Here is a 21,986-nt window from a genome sequence, read left to right as displayed (position 1 = left end):
CTGAATCATACTATTTCAATGGCTAATTTACGATAAAAAGCCGCAAGCTTATACCTGCGGCTAATAAACTAAATTAATCAACTGTCAGTGATGACATGTCAATCACATAGCGATGAGATAAATCGCCTTCTTTTAAACGCTCAAACGCTTGATTGATTTCATCCATTTTAATCATTTCAACTTCAGGAAGAATATTGTGCAGTGCACAGAAATCGAGAATTTCTTGTGTTTGCGCAATACCACCTATTAACGAGCCAGCGACACGACGACGACCCAGTAATAATGGCACTGAATTTGACTCGGCCATTTCACCCACTTGGCCCACCAGCACTTGCGTACCATCAATATCTAAAAGAGGTAGATAAGGTGTAAAATCATGCTTAACGGGAATGGTATTAATGATCAGATCAAAGTTATTTGCATGGGCATCCATCGCTTTTTGATCTTTAGATATCAGTAAGTCTTTAGCACCATATTCTAAAGCCTTCGTTGCTTTATCAGCACTACGACTGATGGCCGTAACATGCGCCCCCATCGCGGCTGCAATTTTAATCGCCATATGGCCCAAGCCACCTAAACCAATGACTGCAACACGACTACCGGGCCCAACATTCCAAGTGCGTAGCGGTGAATACGTTGTAATACCCGCACAGAGAATTGGCGCACACGCGGCTGTATCTAAAGAATCTGGTACATTTAAAACAAACTCTTCACGAACCACTATGTGTTTTGCATAACCACCTTTGGTTGCCTCGCCCGTCACTCTGTCTTTTCCTGAGTAGGTACCAACCATCCCTTCTCTGCAAAACTGTTCTTCACCTTTATGGCATTGATCGCAATTTAAACAACTGTCTACCATACAGCCGACGGCAACTGTGTCGCCTATTTTATATTTACTTACTCCCTTACCGACTTCAATCACGCAACCAACAATTTCATGACCAGGTAAAATTGGGTAACTAGTGCCGCCCCAATCATTATTGACTGTATGAAGATCTGAGTGACAAACACCGCAATATAATATTTCAATCGCAACATCTACATCGCGTAAATCGCGTCTTTCAAAATGGAATGGCTCTAATGGCGTATTAGCTTGGTGTGCTGCGTATCCGATAGTTTTCATCTGCTTTCCCTTCTGTGTTAAAAACTGAGTTTAATTAACCACTGTAAAACATTGTCTTAAGCTGCCTAAACTGTACTATGTGCTGTTACTAGTATAGCCCTAGATACACACTGTTAAAGTTTATACTCTAGGCTACTAAAAAAAGTTTAATACAGACTTAATAGAGTTAGAGAAAATATGCGCGGTATGGGTAAACAAGAAGCAATAAAACATCATGATGCCATGAACTTAAAACAAAGTGTTAAAACGCTTTGGCCATATTTGATGGTATTTAAAGGTCGGGTAGTGTTAGCTGTGCTTGCACTTATTGCTGCAAAAGGTGCAACCTTGTTGATGCCGTGGGCACTTAAAGAAATTATTGATGCCGTTGATGGTAATCTGCAGGCTGTTATCATCGTCCCGGTGGCGTTATTACTTTTATATGGCGGACTGCGCTTTGCTGGGGTATTTTTTGGCGAAGTACGTGATGCTCTATTTGGTCGGGTAACAGAGCACGCCATGCGCCATATTGGCCTTAAAGTATTTAAACATTTACATGCACTTGAGCTGAGCTTTCATTTAAATAGGCAAACCGGCGGCATTAGTCGTGATATTGAACGCGGCACCCAAGGTTTAAGCTTTTTAATGCGCTTTTTAATGTTTAATATCATCCCAACGTTATTAGAAATTTTGATTGTTGCAGTCATATTCGCCACGCTTTTCTCTCCTTGGTTTGCACTTGTTACCCTAGTCGCAGTGATTATTTATATCGCCTTTACGGTTATTGTCACGCAGTGGCGTAATCGATTCATTCGTGAAGCAAATCAAGCCGACAACAACAGTAATAGCCGTGCAATTGACAGCTTATTAAACTACGAAACCGTTAAATATTTTAATAATGAAGCGCATGAAGCTAACAGTTACGACTCATTCTTAGCCACTTGGGAACAAGCACGACTAAAAAACCGTTTATCTTTATTAGCACTTAATTCTGGTCAAGCCTTGATCATTGCCGCAGCAATCACCGCTTTAATGTGGTTAGGCACCTTAGAGGTAGTCACCGGCGAGCTAAGTATAGGCGAACTGGTGATGATCAATGCCTATATGATCCAGCTATTCTTACCGCTTAATTTTTTAGGTTTTGTGTATCGAGAAATTCGCCGCGCCCTTACTGATCTTGAAAATATGCTCGGACTATTAACCCGAAAGCCACTCATTACAGATAAAGAAAATGCGCAGCCGCTGACCATAGAAAACGCAAATATAGAATTTAAAAACGTTAATTTTGGCTATCACAGCTCGCGAGCCATTCTCAAACAGCTAAGCTTTACTATTAAAGCGGGTAGCAAAGTAGCGGTAGTAGGCGCCAGTGGTGCAGGTAAAAGTACCCTCGCCCGCTTGTTATATCGCTTTTATGATATTGACAGCGGTGCAATTTGTATCGACGGCCAAGACCTGCGCAATATCACTTTACACAGCTTGCGCCAAGCAATTGCCATCGTCCCACAAGACACGGTGCTTTTTAATACCAGCATCCGAGAAAATATCGCCTATGGTCGCCCTGAAGCAACAACAGCAGAAATTGATCACGCAATTGAAATGGCTCATTTAAAGCCCTTTATCAACAGTCTTGATAAGGGCGATCAAACCCTTGTCGGCGAGCGCGGCTTAAAAGTATCAGGTGGTGAAAAACAACGCATTGCTATCGCGCGGGCTATTTTAAAAAAGTCACCTATTTTAATTTTTGACGAAGCGACCTCTGCACTCGACTCTCACTCCGAGCAAGCTATATTAAACGCCATGCGGGAAGTTGCCAATAACCATACCAGCCTAGTGATTGCACATCGATTATCAACCATTACCGATGCCGACACTATCTTAGTTATGCAAGCAGGCGAGCTTGTTGAACAAGGCAGTCATACGCAACTATTAGCCTTACAAGGGGAATATGCGCGTATGTGGCAGTTACAACAAACTCAATCAAAAAATTGATAACGGTCGCTGACTCAGTTACTTTAATTATTAATAACGCTTTATGGGGTGCTTAGGTGATTCACCTCAAAAAGTTTGTCTCGCTTTACGTTATCTATAACAATCAAAGTGAGAAATATAAAAACATCGATAAAAATAACATTCAGGGTAACCCAATGAAAAAAACACTTATTGCAGCAACACTCGCTGCCACATTTTTAGCAGGCTGTTCAAAGCCTGAAACATCAGAGACACCTGCACCAAAAACAGCCGTTGAAGCAACCACAGCTACTGAAAAACCTGAATTAGGTAGCTTTGGCGTAGATTTAACGGCCCGTAATGAAGCAGTAAAACCAGGCGATGACTTTTTTATGTACGCCAGTGGTACTTGGTATGATAACTACGTGATGCCAGCTGACAAAACCCGCTATGGTGCATTTTCTGGCTTGGCAGAGCGCAGTGAAGAACGCGTTAAAGAAATCATTGAAGAAATAGCAGCTCGTGATGATCTTAATGCAGAAGAACAATTGATTGCTGATTTTTACAACGCCTATATGGACACCGAAACACTTAATAAGTTAGGTATTGCGCCTCTCAAACCATTATTGACTGAGATCAGCGACGTATCATCAACCGATGATCTGACTAAACTATTTGGCCAAGCTTGGCTTAGCGGTGTTAATTCACCGATTGGCGGTGGCATGTGGTTTAACCGCCTTGACCCTAATAAATACGAAATGTCATTAGGTGCAGGTGGTTTAGGTTTACCCGATCGCTCTTACTACCTTGAAGATTCAGAGCGCTTTGAAAAAACCCGTAGCGCATACGTTGCACATATTGCACAAATGCTTGAATTAGCAGGCGTAGACAATACCACTGAACGTGCACAAGCAATCTTAGCTCTTGAGACTAAAATTGCACAAGGTCATTGGCCTCGTGAAAAACGCCGTAACCGCGACCTAACATTAAACCAACTTAAGCGCAGTGAACTAAACGACGCATACCCAGGTTTTAACTGGGATCTATACTTTGCGCAAACAGGCTATCAAGTACCACAGCTAAACGTCTCACAACCTGAGCCAATCAAAGCCATGATTGAGCTTATCAATCAAGAAGACCTAGCAGTCTGGAAAGACTACTTAACCTACCATGCACTTAGCTCTAATGCCGAGCTGCTATCTGAAGAAGTATTCAATACTAACTTTGCGTTTTACGGTAAAGAGCTCAATGGTCAGCAAGAGCCACGCCCTCGTTGGAAACGTGCAATTAGCCAAATGTCGAGCACTAACTCTTTGGGTTTTGCTATCGGTAAAGTGTATGTAGCACGCTATTTCCCTGAATCATCAAAACAACAAATGTCAGAATTGGTTGAAAACCTGCGCACAGCACTCGGTGAGCGTATTGATAACCTAGATTGGATGGGCGCTGAAACTAAAGTCAATGCTCGTGCTAAATTAGCTGCGTTTGTGCCAAAAATTGGCTACCCAGATGTATGGCAATCATTCGATGGCTTGACTATCAGCAAAAACGATTTGATGGCAAATATTAAAAATACTCGCGAATTTTTCCAAGCCGACAGTGTTGCTAAAGAGCTTGAAAAAACGGATCGCAACCGTTGGGGTATGACACCACAACGCGTTAATGCTTACTACAACAGTTCGTTTAACGAAATTGTGTTCCCTGCTGCTATTTTACAACCACCATTTTTCGATCCAAATGCAGATGCAGCTGTAAACTACGGCGGTATTGGCGCTGTAATTGGTCATGAAATGGGCCATGGTTTTGATGATCAAGGTTCTAAATCAGATGCCAACGGCGTGCAACGCAACTGGTGGACTGATGCGGATCGCGCTGCATTTGATGCCAAAGCCGACCAACTTGCTGAGCAATACAGTAAATATGAACCCATCCCTGGTAACTTCGTTAATGGCCGTAACAGCTTAGGCGAAAACATCGGCGATGTAGGTGGTTTATCTATGGCTTATCACGCGTATAAGTTGAGCTTAAATGGTAAAGAAGCCCCTGTTATCGATGGCCTAACAGGCGATCAACGCTTCTTCCTCGCGTGGGCACAAGTGTGGAAAGAAAAACGCACTGAGCAAAGCATGCTAAATCAGCTACGTGGCGGCACCCATGCTCCAGGTCGTTTTAGAGCACAAGCACCACGTAACCACGACGCATGGTACAAAGCATTCAATGTACAACCAGGCGATGCTTTGTATCTACCAGAAGATCAACGCGTACGTATTTGGTAATACTCCCGTACATTCGAATAAAAAAACAACTCGCCACGGCGGGTTGTTTTTTGTTTTGCTAAAGCTCGCCTAGTCCTAGGGCACATGCTTCAATTCACAAATTTAATATCTACTAACGCTACCCTACTTAAAATCATGCAACAACCTGTCTAAATCGCTTTTAATTCCAACGACGCTCGCATCTTGGGGTAGTTTGGGTATAGAATACGGCACTAGAAAATTTACACATTTAAAAATATTTAAGGCGAAACGCAGATGGGAAGAGCTTACCAAAACAAAAAAGATTCAATGGCTAAAACTGCGGGTGCTAAAACTAAAGTTTACTCAAAGTACGGTAAAGAGATTTATATTTGTGCTAAAAATGGCGGTGTTGATCCAGATGGAAACCTATCACTACGTCGCTTAATTGAACGCGCAAAGAAAGACCAAGTACCAGCACACGTAATAGACCGCGCAATTGATAAAGCCAAAGGCGGCGGTGGTGAAGATTATTCAGCAACGCGCTACGAAGGCTACGGCCCTGGTAACTGCATGATCATTGTTGATTGCTTAACTGACAACAACAAACGCACCTTTGCTGATGTTCGCGTATGTTTTACCAAAGCAAATGCTAAAATTGGCGCACAAAACTCGGTTTCTCATTTATTTGATCACCTTGCAATTTTTGTATTTGATGGTGACGACGACGAAGCGGTACTCGAAGCCCTAATGATGGCTGACGTTGATGTAACAGACGTAGAAGTAGAAGCAGGTAAAGTAACCGTATTCGCACCGCACACTGAATACAACAATACCCGTACAGCACTTGAAGAAATGGGTATAACTGAATTCGATGAAGATTTGATCTCATTTGTGCCACAAATTGAAGCCCCAATTGAAGGCGAAGACGTTGAAGTAATGGAACGCTTTTTAGCCATGCTAGAAGATTGTGACGACGTACAAAACGTGTACCATAACGCACAGTTTTAATTGTATTTATTAATACTTGAAAAAAGGCCAACTCGATTGGCCTTTTTAATTTTTAAAACATAAAAATAAACGGAATTGAATTTTGAATACCCTTGAACAGCTTCGCAGTGGCCAATTAGTTGGGGCAAAACGCTTACAATTAGTTCAGCAGCTAGACACATTCCCAGAAGAGATTTTTACTCTTGCAGATACCCTTGAAGTTCTCGATTTATCAAATAATAACCTCAAAGATTTACCCGATGAATTTGCCAGCCTAAAAAAACTAAAACGGGTGTTTTTATCGTTTAATCAGTTTGTGCATATTCCGCCAGTATTAGCAAAGTGCCCTGCGCTTATAATGATAGCATTCAAAGGCAATCAAATTAGTGAATTTGCTGAGCATTGTTTACCGCTTTCGACACAATGGTTAATTTTAACTGACAACCATATTACCCAATTGCCAGAGTCTTTTGGTGAACTTACCCAACTGCGTAAACTGGCCCTTGCTGGCAACCGACTAACGACTTTGCCACACAGCATGCAGCAGTGCCAAGCGCTTGAACTTGTGCGTTTATCTGCAAATAACTTAACCACTGTTGATGATTGGTTGTTTGAGTTACCAAAGCTCAGCTGGCTGGCGTTCGCAGGCAATGACTTTAATAAAGCACAGAGCTTACACAATGTAGCATTAGCGCAAGTACAACTCAGTGAGTTTTCTCTTGAAGAGCAAATTGGTGAAGGTGCCTCAGGGGTTATTCATTTAGCGAACTGGCAAGGGCAAGAAGTAGCGTTAAAACTTTTTAAAGGCGCGATCACCAGCGATGGTTATCCACTTGATGAAGTAAACTGTTGCTTACAAGCAGGCATTCATGAAAATCTAATAAAAGTACTCGCCTATATCAACAACCCAGAGCAACTTGGTCTGGTTATGGAGCTGATCAGCAAAAACTATCAAAACCTCGGCTTGCCTCCATCACTTGATACTTGTACCCGTGATACCTTTGCCGAGCACACGCAATTTACTACACACGCCATTAAACACATTGCTAAGCAGATGGTCAGCACCCTTGCCCACTTACATGCTAATAATGTAAGTCATGGCGATGTCTATGCACACAACACTATGATAAATGATGAATATACCGTCTTGTTTGGGGACTTTGGTGCGGCAACAAACTTGGACTCACTCACTGGCTATCAACGCCTGCAAATGCAGCGTATTGAAGTGCGCGCAATTGGTTGTTTAATCGATGATTTATTGAGTGTATGCGCTGACAATACGCGCGATAAAACATCGTTAATAACACTTGCACAACAGTGTATGAATACTGATATGTCACAGCGCCCGTCATTTGATATTTTAAAGCACGACCTAAACCTTTAGGCCGTGCTTTGGGCTAAAGCCCAGCCTATAACTAAACACTGAGCCAACTGTAGGTCGTGATTTATCACGAAAATGGGACTTAAAATAAGCTACTTTTGTTTTTTAAACGGAAATAGTTGCTGCTTTAACATACCCGTTGGTACGTAATCCCCCACTACGCCGTAGGCTTCAGGCCACTCTTTTTGGCCTTTAACAGCCGTTCCTAGCAGATAATCTAAAAACGAAAAGTGTGCGGCATAGTTACGATCAATGGCTGCTTTATCAGATGAGTGATGCCAGTGATGAAACTGTGGTGTCACTAATACATACTTTAACCAACCGAATTTAACCTGCACATTGGCGTGATTAAACACCGCCTGAAAGCCAACGATGATCACATATAAACTGATCACTTGCTGTGAAAAGCCCAAAACAAAAATGGGTGTTAGCACTAAGCTACGCGTTACTAATATTTCTAAAATATGCTGACGCGATCCCGCTAGCCAATCCATTTCTTTGGCACTGTGGTGTATACCATGAAAACGCCATAAAAAAGGCACTTCGTGATAAGCACGATGCACAAAATACTGCATCAGATCAGCCACTAAAATGATTAACACCAGTTGTAAAATAAACGGCAGCTGATTGATATAACTCTGTATGGTGCTTGATACTGCCCAGCCAAAGCCATAATGGACAAAGTGATTTGTCACTAATAATACAAAGCCAATAATAAGGTGATTCACAAAGAAGTGGTTTAAGTCCCCTCGCCATTCACTGCGCAATATTTTTTGCTGTTTGCGGTGAGGTAATAATTTCTCGATTAAAATAAAGATTAACGTTGAGCCTAACAAATCTAAAATAAACCAATCTAGGCCAATATAGGGCGTGTTATCGGCAAAGTCATTCACCTTTACATTCGGACCACCAAAGGTGATCGCCAACACAATAAAAAACCATGCCGTCGCACCCAAGCGTTTATTTTTATTGCGCACAAAATTAAGTAAACCTAAGCTTCCAGCTATTAACAGTGCAGCGAACATCAACTGTCGCAAAAACTCGACACTGTAATTTTGTCTTAATTCAGGAGTAGTAAGATACTCAGGGAAGTGAAAGGCAAGCACACCTAAACATGAAAGCATGGCTAAAAAGCATGCAATGTAACCGCTGATATTTCCTTCACCTATTTGCAGGTGATTAGTGCGAAATACGCGACGGGGTAAATGACTTAGCATTGAATTATCCTTGTTCAATTTTTTGCTAGAATAGCATATTCGTTACCAATTACTAGACGCAAAAAAGCCGCGATTTACGCGGCTTTGTTGGATAAAGCTAAACTTTTACATGCTTAATTATAAATACTGACCGAGTGTCTTAACTTGGTCTAACATGCGGTTTGAGAAACCCCATTCGTTATCATACCAAGCCATTACTTTAACAAGTTTGCCATTAGCTTTAGTTTGCGTGCCATCAAAGATTGACGACGCTGGGTTATGATTGAAGTCGATAGAAACAAGCGGTAGCTCGTTGTATTCTAAGATTTCTTTCATTGAGCCAACAGATGCAGCTTTAATTATTTCGTTGATTTCTTCAGTTGTTGTATCACGCTTAGTGATAAAGGTAAAATCAACTAACGATACGTTAATTGTCGGTACACGCACTGACATACCGTCAAGTTTACCCGCAAGCTCTGGTAATACTAAACCAACGGCTGCTGCAGCACCTGTTTTAGTTGGGATCATAGACTGTGTTGCACTACGCGCACGGTATAGATCTGGGTGATACACATCTGACAAGTTTTGGTCATTTGTGTAAGCATGAATAGTCGTCATGCTACCTTGCTCGATACCAACTGTATCGTTAATTGCCTTTGCAATTGGGGCTAAACAGTTAGTCGTACATGACGCATTTGAAATAATGTTACTGTCTGCATTGATCACGCCGTCATTTACGCCATGTACAACCGTTGCATCTAAATCAGTACCAGGGGCTGATACGATTACTTTTTTCGCGCCTGCTGTAATGTGCTTAGCTGCATCTTCGCGCTTTGTGAAAAAACCCGTACATTCTAAAACGATATCAACGTTTAATGCTTTCCATGGTAGGTTAGCAGGATCACGCTCTTGGGTAAGAGTAATAACGTCGTCACCAATCAACATAGTGTTATCAGCAAGCGTTACTTTATGAGAAAATTGACCATGCACTGAATCATATTGTGTTAAATGAGCATTAACATTAGCGGGTGCTAAATCGTTAATTGCCACAATTTTGATCTCGTTATTTTGTGCAGACTCATAAAGCGCGCGTAATACATTGCGACCGATACGGCCATAGCCATTAATTGCTACATTAATCATTTAAAAACTCCCCTTAATTATTTAATTTCACTTGCTTGGCGAGCAAGCGCTTCAATGGCTTGCCAGTCTTTGTTTTCAATCAATTTTTTATCGAGCATCCAAGTACCACCAACACAGATCACATTACTCAGTGCTAAGTAGCTCGGTGCAGTTGCTAAGCTAATACCGCCAGTTGGACAAAACGTAACCTGCGGTAATGGCCCGCCTATCGATTTAAGCATTGCAGTGCCACCCGCAGCTTCGGCTGGGAAGAACTTTAAAAACTTAAAACCATGACTTGCTAACTTCATCACTTCACTAGGCGTCGCGGCACCTGGTAAAAATGGAATATCAGTCTCTTTAGCAAGAGCTAACAGCTCATCATTTACACCTGGGCTGACCATAAAGTCAGCACCTGCCGCAACCGAAGCCTCAAAGCTTGCTTTATCAACAACGGTACCTGTGCCTACATAAGCCTCTGGTACTTCGGCTTTCATTAGTTTTACGGCTGCTGCAGCAATTGGCGTGCGCAGTGTAATTTCTAACGCTTTTAAGCCACCGTTATAAAGTGCTCTTGCAAGCGGCGCGGCATCTTCTAAATTATCAATCACCACCACTGGCACGACCGGTGCCGATGCTAAGATTTTTTCTATGCTCATTGTATGTCCTCATTACCCTGTGAATGGCTAATTATTATTCTATTCCAAACGCACTAGCGCCTAAGTCTGCGCTACTAACAATGTTTCTAAATCCGGTGAACAACTCACGGCCTGTGCCAAACGTTAAGCTAGGTACGCTAAGTTGTAATTCACGCTTTGCTAATTCTTCATCACTTACGTGTAATTTTAAAATACCTGCTGGCGCATCAAGCGTAACTAAATCACCTTCATGGATTTTAGCGATAATGCCACCTTCAACCGCCTCTGGCGCTAAGTGAATTGCTGCAGGTACTTTACCTGAAGCGCCTGACATACGACCGTCAGTCACAATGGCGACTTTAAAACCTTCATCTTGTAAGGTTGCCATCACTGGCGTTAGCTTATGTAACTCAGGCATGCCTTTGGCTTTCGGGCCTTGCTCTTTTAGTACCGCAATGAAATCTTGGTTTAACTCACCACGTGTATACGCTTCTTGCAATGCACTTTGTGAACTAAATACTTTTGCAGGTGCTGTTACCACTTGGTGTTCGATTGCAACAGCTGACACTTTGATCACTGCCTTACCTAAATTACCTGTAAGTAACTGTAAGCCGCCTTGCTTGCTGAATGGATTATCTATTGGACGAAGTACTTCTTCATCTAATGACTTTTCAGGACACGGCACCCACTTAACTTTACTTGGGCCGTTTGAATCAGTGATGATCAAGTTATTATCAGTATCTAAACGAGGCTCTTGGGTATATGCTTCAAGACCTTCACCAACAATGGTTTTAACGTCATTATGTAAGAAACCAGCACCAACCAGTTGCTTCATTAAAAAGCCCATACCACCAGCTGCTTGGAAATGATTAACATCTGCCGAGCCGTTAGGGTAAATACGTGTAAGTAATGGCACCACTTCTGATAAATCCGACATGTCTTTCCACGTCAGCTCAATACCTGCTGCTTTAGCAATAGCAACCAAGTGGATAGCATGGTTAGTAGAGCCACCCGTTGAAAGCAAACCAACTAAACCATTAATAATGGTTTTTTCAGTTACGACATCTGCTAAACAATTCGCATCTTTACTTTGGATCAGCTGTTTAAGCATGGTTTCTACCGCATTACCGGTTAAACCATCACGTAACTCAGTGTATGGGTTAATAAACGAGCTACCAGGAAGGTGTAAGCCCATTATTTCCATAAGCATTTGGTTTGAGTTTGCAGTACCGTAAAAAGTACAGGTACCGGCACTGTGATAAGACGCACTTTCAGCCTCTAAAAGTTCCTCACGGCTTACTAAACCTTGGGCAAACTTTTGACGAACTCGCGCTTTTTCTTTATTAGGAATACCTGATTGCATTGGCCCTGCTGGTAAAAACGCAACCGGTAAATGACCAAATGATAATGCGCCAATTAATAAACCAGGGACAATTTTGTCACACACGCCTAAACAGAATACGCCATCAAACACATCGTGTGATAACGAAATTGCCGTAGACATAGCAATAACATCTCGAGAAAAAAGCGATAACTCCATGCCATCACGGCCTTGGGTAACACCATCACACATCGCTGGTACACCACCTGCGACTTGGGCAGTGGCATCGTATTTTGTAGCAATGTCTTTAATTAAATCAGGGTAATCTTTGTAAGGCACGTGTGCAGATAGCATATCGTTGTATGAATTGATAATTGCTAAGTTTGGCTGCTCATCAGCTTTTAAACGTGCTTTATCATCGCTGCTGCAGGCAGCCATTACGTGAGCAATATTACCGCAACCTAAACCAGAACGAACTCTTGTTTGTTTTTTTGCATGATTAATGCGTTCTAAATAGGCTTGGCGAGTAGCTTTACTGCGTTCGATAACGCGTTCGGTGACTTCTTGAATACGAGGATGCAACATAAAATTCGACCCATCTCTATGGTTAGAGGATAAAGGCTCAGTGGCAAGTGCATACTCCACGAATGAACTTGCACTGAGCATCTTTGATTTACCCGTTCAAAGGTATACGTTGCCAAGTTGTCTCTCACAATCAACCTGACACCGGTGTCACTGTATTAACGCACGACTGTGACACCGGTGTCAACCTTATCATATAAATTTAGTTTAATTTTTTTAAATGACCAAATAATGACCACAATTAATTTTTCAGCCGTTATCGTACTTTTGCCAATAAGCTATTTTTACAAGGACTAAAACAGCGTTAACAAAAACACATTAAACAATTGATATTAATGAATTAATTTTAAAGCAGAGATAATAGCAAGTGTATTGAAGCCGTTAAAAGTAGTTATCAATGTTTAGCTAAAAATAAATTACTGATGTAATCAAGCTAACTGATATATTCACAAAATGAGTTAAATTATTTACTGAGGAAACTAAGCGCTGAAAAAAAGGTAAAAAAATGCCCGAGTAAGCGTCACTCAAACTCGGGCAACTGTGAAAATTGGTACCTTTACAAATTAAGGCTACTTAATTTGTGCAGTGGACTCACGGGTGATCAAGCGCGCTTCCAGCGTAACTTGATATGGCTGCTCTTGCGGATCGCCAATATGCTCAATAAGTTTATTAACCGCTTGCTGAGTCATCTCCTCAACTGGCTGTGCAATAGTCGTCAAGCCAGGCCAAATATGGCGTGCAATTGGCGCGTTATCAAAACCTGCAATCGAAATATCATCCGGTACTTTTAACTGCCGTTGTGTTGCCAGTTTAAGCACCGCAGCGGCCATGTAGTCGTTTGACGCAAAAACTGCAGTAGGGCGTGGAGTTAAGTCTAAAATGCTACGCGCACTGTCTACACCCGAGTGATAACTAAAGTTACCCTCTTCAACCAAGCGCTCGTTAAATTCTATACCATGGGTACTTAATGCACGGCGATACCCTTTGAAACGCTGTTCAGTGGCACTGTGATCAGGGTGACCTTTAATGAAGGCAATCGCCTTATGGCCCAAGTTAATTAAGTGCTCAGTGATCTCAAAAGCCCCTTGCTCATCGTTACTACGTACTGAAATTGAATCATCTTCAAGTACCGCGGATGCAACACGGGCGTAAGGAATTTTTTTACTTTTGAGAAAATCGACTAATACCTTAAAATCTGAAAACGGCGGCGTTAATACCAAGCCATCAAGACGAGAAGATTGCAGTAAATGTTCGATATTACTGATCAACGCATCACCACGCAGATCACATGGGTGGATCAACAAGTTATAATTGTTTTGTTGGCACGCAGCAAGCGCCCCGGTTTGTACCCGGGTGATATAACTTTTACTCGGGTTATCGTAAATACAACCAATAATAAAACTACGATTTTGTGCCAAACCGCGCGCAATAGGATTAGGAGTGTAATCGAGCTCTTTAAACACTTTGAGCACTTTTTCGCGGGTTGCATCACTCACATTGGGTTCATTATTTAAAACCCGTGATACGGTTTTTTTAGACACCCCAGCATAACCTGCAACACTATTTATAGTAACTTTCTTCATCCAACCTTCCCAATAACATCCCTATGAGCGATGTATTATGACTGCTCATTGACGTGCAAACAGGCCGCAGCACCAATAAGTGGAATATTATCTTGTGTGACGAGCGTCACAGGTATTTGGCTCACATATTGCGACATGATCCCTTTAGCACTAAAACGCTCAACAAAACGACCCGCAAGTAAACGAGCTTGCATACGCGGTAAAATACCGCCACCAATATACATGCCACCAAGCGCACCAAATGCAAGTGCGAGATCCCCTGCTACACTCCCTATCCAATCACAAAATTGGTTTAAGGTCGCATCACAAAGATCACATTCACCGCTATTTGCTAGTTCGCTAATTTGCGCAGCCGTTAAATTTTTAGCTTCAACACCTTTTACAGCAGCCATTGCTTGATATAAATGAGCAATACCTGGCCCTGAAAACACCGTTTCTACCGATACATGCGGTAACTGCTTACGTAACTGAGTGATCAATTGAGTATCTAGTTCATTTACTGCTGCAAGCGTGATATGCCCAGCTTCGCAACTCAACACAGCACTTGCTTGAGTTGTACGTACTAAACAAGCAGCACCAAAACCGGTGCCGGGGCCCATTACAGCAATATTCGCATCAGTATCGGCTTGTCCGGCTTTAACTGCAATGTTTTGTTGTGGATCTAAATACGGCGCTGCATAAGCAAATGCAGCAAAATCGTTGATCACTTCAAGTTGCGCTAAATCAAATTCAGCTTTTACTTGTGCCACGCTAAAGTGCCAACCTAAATTAGTCAAATGTACTTGGCCAGCTTTTATTGGTCCCGCTACGGCTAAACACGCGCGACGAGGTTGAATATGGCTAACTTGCGACAAATAATGCGTCAGCGCCCCTTCCAACGAGCCAAAATTGGCGCTTGGAAAGGTAATATTATGCTCAATAACAAATTGTTTTTTTTCTAAGTTAAAGGCAGTAATTAAAGCAAAACGGGCATTCGTGCCGCCGATGTCGGCCACTAAAATAGGATCGAATTGTGAATTTGGCTTGGAGTTCATCGTGTTTTCTCTTTTGTCTAAGCGGTTTAGATACTTAGCTATAACCGAGCTTATTATTGTAATTTCAATGGTCTTGCCATCGCCATGAGATAAACTTTGAGCTATCACCCCAAAGCAGTTACTCTAGTATAAAAAAATGCTGCCCAACTAAATGAGCAGCCAATACGTTTTGACAACAAAATGATAAAACGTCGACATTATGACACCGGTGTCAGGGTTGGATCAATAAAAATTTTAGATTACTGATAAATAGCTTGTAAAAATCAGCAAATAAACGAGAATGGCACGAGTTATTTGCACTTTATTTACTTAAAGCAATTAGGTTGTGTATGAAAGGTAAAGCTACATCGTTTGACATTGCCCACTATGCAGGGGTATCGCAGTCTACTGTTTCGCGCGCTTTGCGTAACAGTCCATTGGTTAATGAAGAAACCCGCAAGCGTGTTTTTGAGGTAGCCAAACAACTTAATTATAAAGTTGATAAAAACGCCAGTAACTTACGAACTCAACAAAGTAGTACATTGGCTTTGTTATTGTTTGAAGATCCAACAGCCGATGAATCACAAATAAACCCATTCTTTTTGGCCATGCTTGGTAGTATTACCCGTGCATGTGCTGCACAAGGTTATGATCTGCTTGTATCTTTTCAATCAACTAGTGCCGATTGGCAAGCCGATTACGAAGACAGTCATCGTGCCGATGGCATTATATTACTTGGTTACGGTGATTATGTAGATTATCAAGCTAAATTTAGCAGCTTAATTGAGCAAAACACCAAATTTGTGTGTTGGGGAGCAAGTGTAGATAACCGCCCTGATCTGACCGTAAGTTGTGATAACTACGGTGGCGGCAAACTTGCGGCAGCACATTTATTACGTGCCAATAGAAAAGACTGCGCCTTTATAGGTGATGCGTCAGAGCATAGCCCAGAGTTTTTTGCTCGCTATCAAGGATTTAAAGACGAATTTAATCAGCACGGCATTACCCTGAATGAACGTAAAATGGCCAACGCCATTTCCACCGAAGAATCGGGCTACCATGCCACTCGTTCATTAATTGCCAACAACATTCACTTTAATTCATTATTTGCCGCCAGTGACTTAATCGCCATTGGTGCTATACGGGCACTCAAAGAAGCCGGTATAAAAGTACCCGATGATGTTCATGTTGTGGGATTCGACAACATTGCCGTTGCCAGTTTTACTAACCCGCCACTGACCACAGTGCAACAAGATACCACCCTCGCAGGGCAAATGCTGGTTGATAATTTACTAAAATTGATCCGTGGTGAAGTCGTTGAAAACACCCTACTACCACCATCGTTGATCATTCGCGGCTCAAGTGTTTAGTATTGCGTGTTGAGCCAAAAACCCTCACCACATATTTCTAACGAGCCGAAAATGTAATACTGTACTCACCAAGCCCTGTATATGAAATTGCGGTATTGGTATCTGTATCTAAATCAAGTACCCCGCAGTAAGATCCCGTAATAAATACCTGCCCTGCTTTTATGTCTACACCTAACTGCGTAAGATAATTCACAGCCCAATATAGTGGCGCTTGCGCAAGTCCACACGGGTGTTTACCAACCTGTGTATTACTGTGAGCATTCTGTGTGATGGACAGCTCTATTTGTTCTGCAGTAAAAGCATCCGCTTTATTGATTTCAGGGCCGATAACAATACCTTGATTAAATAATCCATCGGCTAATTTTTCAAAATGCGTTGGCTGGTAATCATCAGTAAAACGATTCTGGATCAACTCAAGTGCCATATAGGTATTACCCACAGCTGTGTTTATCTGTTCATCGCTATAAGATTCTCTGGCGGGTAAATCCTGGCCCAATACAAATGCAATTTCAGGTTCAACACGCGCTTTATTATTTTGCGTATACAATTGGCAGGTTTGCGTAAATGAGTGAGGTTTGCTTAACAGTGGCGCTAAAATAATCGAACCATCATCTAAAGGCAGTAAGCACTTCCAACCGAAAACCTGATGATTATTAAGTGCGACCATGAATTGTTGTACCCCAAGGCTCTCTTCAAGGCAGGTTAATGATAAGCCAGTTGGTAAATCTGATTGCGCACCAGCGGTGTCTCTTTGCGCTATAAAATGACGTGCAATTGCCTGTATGTGAGTTGAATTATCCATATTATTCTCTATGTGAGCTGGGCTACGGCACCCTGCAATAAACTATCCGTTCACGTTTATACAGTAAACGAAAGTGAAATTGCAGCTAATTTACTATCTCTCATTGAAAAAAGCGCTAAAAATAAGATGACAAATAGCACCAATAGCAGCCCCTACAATTAAAGCTTTAAAACCACCAAAAAGATTTATTAACAACCAGTACCCTTGTCCTGCTCCCAATGAACCTGTTGCCATGATGTCTGTTAACATCATGTAGTTCCAACCAAGGTGCAACATCACAGGGGCAACAAATGAGCCTAGTACGAGCCAGTAAAACAACGGCTCTATTGGATTTTTACATTTCATATCCATGATATACAACACTATAAATGGCAGTAGTATCGGAATAGATAAAACGATTGAAGTGCCAATAGCGCTTAAAATAGTACTACCACCCATAACAAAACCTAAACATGCCATCGTCATTGCGATCGCAACACTACATAAAGCAATTTTGGTAATTATCGACATAAATATCATCCTTGAAAACAGCTGCACCAGTCTAAATTTAGCTAATTAAGCTATGCTTACTCAACCAACATATTCTATGTAATCCGCTCAGAGTCATCTAACATTTTTACTGGCAGTTGATTTTTCAACCATAAAAGGTGAAGGAGGATATGGATAACACTAAAAAATAGTGGTCCTCCAATTATAAATAACTTATACCAGCTTAAACTTAAGCTAACAATTTCCCCTTGATAATTGCAGCTCAACCAATATACATAGAGCAAGGAAACTACGCCTAGAATTAAAAATATTAACCTTTTCTTTAGCGCTATATTCACCCCCCAACTTAAAGAAGTCAGAGCTAAATACCCCAAAAAACCGCCAACCAGTGGTAACAACCATTGCAAAGTAAAACTAAGTGGTACAAAGAAAATAGTGACAAAACTTGTTACGAAATAAAGTCCACCAATAATCATCAGAAAGGTAGCTGGTAACCAAGCGAACACAATTGTTAGTCCAATAAGTAGATTTCTTAGGAACATATTTTAACAGCCCAGTAAATTTATAATTTTGCACTGCGAGGGTAATCTTGGTGTCATCGCTATTCAGCTAAGTTTATTAGCCAACGTGCTATCTGGTTTCATTGAATCACCACAAGAAGAATCGCTAAGAGAGTTCATTAAGACGTTTATTATATTTTTTGCGCTATAAAATGGGGGACGTCAATTTTATCACCACCATTTACAAAGTGAGAGTCAAAAGCGTATGCCATTTTTTCCAAAGGCGCATCATAGTAACCTTTAGTGCGGATTTCTGTTATGTAACGTTCCATAAAGGCAATTGCGCCTAGAATCTCCCACTGCGCAACATGAACAAGTTCATGAAAATGTAGACGTAAATTAGATGCTAAATGAGGAACAACGTAGTAAGTGTTTTTATATGTAATTCCATTTACATCCATATCGATGAAGTCACCTAACCCAAGGTGTCGTAACTCTGGAAAATGAGGCTTTGGGATTTCATCAACAATTACAAAATACGCCTGTTGTAAAAATTCCAAAGAGTAAAAACCTTTAAACTCGTCAAAAAATTTAGAGCAAGCGACCCTTTGTTCTTGGTGCTTAAGGTTTGTCTGATCAATCCATTGTTCAATTTGCTGTAACATTCCATATTCCATAAACATATGACGAGTTCAGATAGTTACTCGCTATTTGAGGTTCTTCACAAACAATAGCCTAGTTCCTATTTTGATTCAATTGTTTAGTGATTTTCGAATTTGATATATGATGCTTTTAAAAAACAATGAATTATGGGTAACATGAAAGCTGGAGAGCTGCAGCTACCCGATTAGCTTTATTTGAGTGCATTTAACTCAGCTTTAAGGCCTTTTAATTTGATCAAATGTGCCTGTCCTATTTTTCTTTCGCACCAAACTACGCAGTTTAATGAAATTGGGTGTTAGCGAACGACTCGCCATAGCCTGTGGTATCACCAGCACCAAAAGTAGGCGCTTGGAAGCGAAGGCCCTTGTCGATGCTCAAAAACAAAGGGAATTAACATTGCGCTAGGCAATGACTATTTAGCGTCACAAGGTTTAGTGTCATTGAGAGATATTTGGATCAATATTCATTACGGGAGATGAACCGCCCATTGCACTTTCTGTTAATAAAAATCGCATGATGGGTGGTGTGGGGGTTGGAGGAGATCTCCGGCTACCCGATTAGTTTGCATTACTTTTTAACCAGTTACTAATTGATTTTGCTGTTGATTCAATCGAATCTACATCGTGAATTATTAGATCACTACTTTTTCTAACTTGATTAGTTGTACCGATGTAGATTTCTCGGAAGTGATCATCGTACATGGAAAGGTAATTAGGAATAGAATTTAATGAATCGCATGACGGATGTTGAATATTTCGCATAATTACACGTGACAAACAAACTTCCATTGGCATATCTAATAAAACGACATAATCAATTAACATTGAAATAGACTCGCGACACCGACCAAATGGCTCTTCGATAAAAAGATATTCCTCCGCACATTCCGTTTTAATTGTACGTAACTTATTAATTAAACGGGGTGTTTCTATATTTGATAAGTCCGCGCCATTTTGAAACCAAAGATTCATATCATTTGGGTAAGTATTTTCATCCGTATGATCGTCAAATAATATATAAGGGCAACTGAGAGTTTTAGATAGTTGTTTTATGACTGAAGTTTTACCACAACCTGAAACACCACTAATAGCCACTACTTTCATTATATTTAACTTCCATACTTAAATTTGAATACGAAACCTGAGTGCAAACTAACGCCCGAAGAAGGCGCGCCGCTTTTGGCGTCGCTCTTACTTCGATTGTTATATGGATTATTGTTTGGGCCTGAGCATTTCTATAACCTGCGAATCCACCCAGTAAATATCGCCTTCAGGTTGTGTGCCGTCTGTATCCCGAACGGGTTTTCGGTTAAAGAAAAGATATTTACCGTCTGGAGATACATAGCCACTCGCTTCTGTTCCATCAGTGTTAATGCTATCGCCTAAGTTTATTGCACTACCCCATGCACCATCCGGCTGGCGAAAGCTGATATACAGATCCGTATCACCAAATCCCTGTTCTTTCTCACTATCCCAGATAATGTAAGACTCATCAGGAGCGATAAACGGATGGGCAGTCCACTTGCCAGAATTAATATGATCGGCCAGCAATCTCGGCGCCTGGCGCTGGCCGTTTTTAACCTCAGAGATTCTGAGCACATCATTGCTTTTGTAATCATCAAATATATAGGTACCATCGGCCGCTGCTGACAGGCGCATAATGCCCCAATCTTCCCGGTCAAACATCGGACCAAGGCTTTTTACCTCTGACCAGCCATCCGCGGTGCGTTCCCTGTATTTGTTACCCAAATGCAGGGTATTGCCATCTGGTGACAGTATCGGTCGGCCGATTCTGGGGCCAATCACCGACTCTTGCCACTGGTTATTCTCAAGTTTAAAACGCATTAACCACCACTGTTGCGTATCCACGTCCCTTCTGGAGAAGTAGAACTCGGTTAAATCTGGCGTGAACGAGCCGCTAAAGTCGCGATGCCGGGTTGAAACATAACCCGGGGCAAATTTCTTCGGTGTTAAACCTGGCGGTACCTGGCCAAGATAAGGTCCTGCTAACAAGGGTAAGCCTTGCTGAGCGTTATTATCTACTGCCAGAGCCGACGCAGACAGCAAAAGCGCCACAGATAGCCACACATACTTCATCCGATATTCCTTAAACATTATCCAGTACCACCTTGTTTATTTTCGCTCTTTAGTTTGGGTGTGCTTCAAATTGCTGAGCGTTATCACCAATTTTCAACCAGGCTGGTTTATCCGCAACAAACTCGTGAAATTGGTTTTCAATGTCGATTTCACCGTCAATGCAATGGGCATTGATAGGAAAAAGAAATGTGCCTGTCCTATTTTTCCTCCTTCCTATTTTTCCTCCTTTTGCGTCCATGCCATTATTGACTTGTTATATGAAGTAAACACCCAGAACCTTTGAAAATACAATAAGAAACAGAGCAATAGCCAATGCTCGGTTTCTAAATTTAAACAGTTTTTCACTTTTCTTGGCTTGGACTTTAAGCGCTTCATCTAATTTAGCTTTGATCTCTTGACACTCAATTGCCCTTTTCTCAGCTTCTTCAACTGAAATGTATGTACCATCATCTAAATTCTGAGAGCCGCCAGATAATACATTTTGGCGAGCAACATGAAGCATTTCTGTATTTTCAGTTTTTTTTAAAGAAATTGTTTGAATGACTAAATCAATTTCTAACCGTTTGAGTCCTAGATAGAAAGATATAGCCAAAAATACAACAGCTAATAGCTCGAAAGAGTTCTGAGAGAAAGCTATTTTTTGAGGTATAAATTTACTTGCGGTGTATGTAAATACAGCTGCAATTAAGCCCACCATGTAGTAATCAAACTTTAGCTGAGCGTCTTTCCATAATTTGAATGCATCAAAACTTCGTTGAGCCATTGCTACTCCATATAACATTTTATAGTAAGCGCGCCGCGCATCTTTCTGCCGATGCCACGCTCATGTATATAATAAATCTATTCTTAACAAATAACTTAATGCATTGCCAACTATAATTTTTTATTGGTACTAAAGATATTCAGAAAAGAGAAAATGCGCTCGTCGCTCATTTTCTTGAAAATGGGAGCAAA

Annotated in this window: 20 protein-coding genes; 5 read left to right on the top strand and 15 right to left on the bottom strand. The window is 41.3% G+C overall.

What is annotated here, in order from left to right; genetic code table 11:
* Positions 1 to 73: 73 nt before the first annotated feature.
* The gene (locus V7783_RS13185; protein ID WP_335679110.1) at positions 74 to 1,123 is read right to left on the bottom strand and encodes an NAD(P)-dependent alcohol dehydrogenase; all 1,050 of its coding nucleotides are present in this window, start codon (positions 1,121 to 1,123) and stop codon (positions 74 to 76) included.
* A gap of 222 nt (positions 1,124 to 1,345) precedes the next feature.
* On the opposite strand from V7783_RS13185, the gene V7783_RS13180 reads away from it, so the two are divergent.
* The 4 genes from V7783_RS13180 (at position 1,346) to V7783_RS13165 (ending at position 7,660) form a co-directional block, all read left to right on the top strand.
* On the top strand, positions 1,346 to 3,094 hold the full coding sequence (locus V7783_RS13180; protein ID WP_442961378.1) for an ABCB family ABC transporter ATP-binding protein/permease: 1,749 nt from the start codon (positions 1,346 to 1,348) through the stop codon (positions 3,092 to 3,094).
* Positions 3,095 to 3,249: 155 nt separating this feature from the next.
* The gene (locus V7783_RS13175; RefSeq protein WP_335679108.1) at positions 3,250 to 5,328 is read left to right on the top strand and encodes a M13 family metallopeptidase; all 2,079 of its coding nucleotides are present in this window, start codon (positions 3,250 to 3,252) and stop codon (positions 5,326 to 5,328) included.
* Between the two features lie 255 nt (positions 5,329 to 5,583).
* The gene (locus V7783_RS13170; protein WP_335679107.1) at positions 5,584 to 6,297 is read left to right on the top strand and encodes a YebC/PmpR family DNA-binding transcriptional regulator; all 714 of its coding nucleotides are present in this window, start codon (positions 5,584 to 5,586) and stop codon (positions 6,295 to 6,297) included.
* Between the two features lie 82 nt (positions 6,298 to 6,379).
* A complete protein-coding gene (locus tag V7783_RS13165; RefSeq protein WP_335679106.1) occupies positions 6,380 to 7,660 on the top strand; it encodes a leucine-rich repeat-containing protein kinase family protein in 1,281 nt (426 codons plus the stop codon).
* A gap of 89 nt (positions 7,661 to 7,749) precedes the next feature.
* Here V7783_RS13165 and V7783_RS13160 read toward each other — a convergent pair whose 3' ends face one another.
* The 6 genes from V7783_RS13160 to glk form a co-directional block, all read right to left on the bottom strand.
* Positions 7,750 to 8,874, bottom strand: a complete 1,125-nt coding sequence (locus V7783_RS13160) for a sterol desaturase family protein (RefSeq protein ID WP_335679105.1) — start codon at positions 8,872 to 8,874, stop codon at positions 7,750 to 7,752.
* Between the two features lie 117 nt (positions 8,875 to 8,991).
* Positions 8,992 to 9,996 (bottom strand): type I glyceraldehyde-3-phosphate dehydrogenase, encoded by a 1,005-nt coding sequence (gene gap, locus V7783_RS13155; protein ID WP_335679104.1) that lies wholly within the window; start codon positions 9,994 to 9,996, stop codon positions 8,992 to 8,994.
* A 17-nt stretch (positions 9,997 to 10,013) separates the two neighbouring features.
* Positions 10,014 to 10,634, bottom strand: a complete 621-nt coding sequence (gene eda / locus V7783_RS13150; protein ID WP_064667122.1) for a bifunctional 4-hydroxy-2-oxoglutarate aldolase/2-dehydro-3-deoxy-phosphogluconate aldolase — start codon at positions 10,632 to 10,634, stop codon at positions 10,014 to 10,016.
* Positions 10,635 to 10,668: 34 nt separating this feature from the next.
* Positions 10,669 to 12,519, bottom strand: coding sequence for a phosphogluconate dehydratase (gene edd, locus V7783_RS13145; protein ID WP_192541368.1), 1,851 nt, complete (start codon positions 12,517 to 12,519; stop codon positions 10,669 to 10,671).
* A gap of 566 nt (positions 12,520 to 13,085) precedes the next feature.
* Positions 13,086 to 14,099: a LacI family DNA-binding transcriptional regulator gene (locus V7783_RS13140; protein WP_192541367.1), complete on the bottom strand. Its 1,014-nt coding sequence runs from the start codon at positions 14,097 to 14,099 to the stop codon at positions 13,086 to 13,088.
* 35 nt (positions 14,100 to 14,134) lie between these two features.
* Complete coding sequence (gene glk / locus V7783_RS13135) at positions 14,135 to 15,133, bottom strand: glucokinase (protein ID WP_192541366.1); 999 nt, start codon at positions 15,131 to 15,133, stop codon at positions 14,135 to 14,137.
* 329 nt (positions 15,134 to 15,462) lie between these two features.
* On the opposite strand from glk, the gene V7783_RS13130 reads away from it, so the two are divergent.
* A complete protein-coding gene (locus tag V7783_RS13130; RefSeq protein ID WP_335679103.1) occupies positions 15,463 to 16,482 on the top strand; it encodes a LacI family DNA-binding transcriptional regulator in 1,020 nt (339 codons plus the stop codon).
* Between the two features lie 37 nt (positions 16,483 to 16,519).
* Here V7783_RS13130 and V7783_RS13125 read toward each other — a convergent pair whose 3' ends face one another.
* From V7783_RS13125 to V7783_RS13090, 8 genes are all read right to left on the bottom strand, one after another.
* Positions 16,520 to 17,284: a fumarylacetoacetate hydrolase family protein gene (locus V7783_RS13125; protein ID WP_335679102.1), complete on the bottom strand. Its 765-nt coding sequence runs from the start codon at positions 17,282 to 17,284 to the stop codon at positions 16,520 to 16,522.
* Positions 17,285 to 17,377: 93 nt separating this feature from the next.
* A complete protein-coding gene (locus V7783_RS13120) occupies positions 17,378 to 17,794 on the bottom strand; it encodes a hypothetical protein (protein ID WP_335679101.1) in 417 nt (138 codons plus the stop codon).
* 74 nt (positions 17,795 to 17,868) lie between these two features.
* Positions 17,869 to 18,279: a hypothetical protein gene (locus V7783_RS13115; RefSeq protein WP_335679100.1), complete on the bottom strand. Its 411-nt coding sequence runs from the start codon at positions 18,277 to 18,279 to the stop codon at positions 17,869 to 17,871.
* Between the two features lie 185 nt (positions 18,280 to 18,464).
* On the bottom strand, positions 18,465 to 18,938 hold the full coding sequence (locus V7783_RS13110; protein WP_335679099.1) for a hypothetical protein: 474 nt from the start codon (positions 18,936 to 18,938) through the stop codon (positions 18,465 to 18,467).
* A 555-nt stretch (positions 18,939 to 19,493) separates the two neighbouring features.
* Entirely contained in the window at positions 19,494 to 20,039 is a 546-nt protein-coding gene (locus V7783_RS13105) for an AAA family ATPase (RefSeq protein WP_335679098.1), read from the bottom strand.
* Between the two features lie 108 nt (positions 20,040 to 20,147).
* Positions 20,148 to 21,032 (bottom strand): hypothetical protein, encoded by an 885-nt coding sequence (locus V7783_RS13100; protein WP_335679097.1) that lies wholly within the window; start codon positions 21,030 to 21,032, stop codon positions 20,148 to 20,150.
* Between the two features lie 49 nt (positions 21,033 to 21,081).
* Positions 21,082 to 21,270 carry a hypothetical protein gene (locus V7783_RS13095; protein WP_335679096.1) on the bottom strand — a complete coding sequence of 63 codons (189 nt, stop codon included), beginning with the start codon at positions 21,268 to 21,270 and terminating at the stop codon, positions 21,082 to 21,084.
* Between the two features lie 15 nt (positions 21,271 to 21,285).
* Complete coding sequence (locus tag V7783_RS13090) at positions 21,286 to 21,795, bottom strand: hypothetical protein (RefSeq protein ID WP_335679095.1); 510 nt, start codon at positions 21,793 to 21,795, stop codon at positions 21,286 to 21,288.
* Between the last annotated feature and the right edge of the window lie 191 nt (positions 21,796 to 21,986).

Origin of the sequence: Pseudoalteromonas sp. (genome assembly GCF_036960685.1) — a bacterium.
Lineage (GTDB): Bacteria > Pseudomonadota > Gammaproteobacteria > Enterobacterales > Alteromonadaceae > Pseudoalteromonas.
The sequence above is the reverse complement of the archived record's forward strand: the minus strand, read 5'-3'. Positions and strand labels throughout refer to the sequence as shown.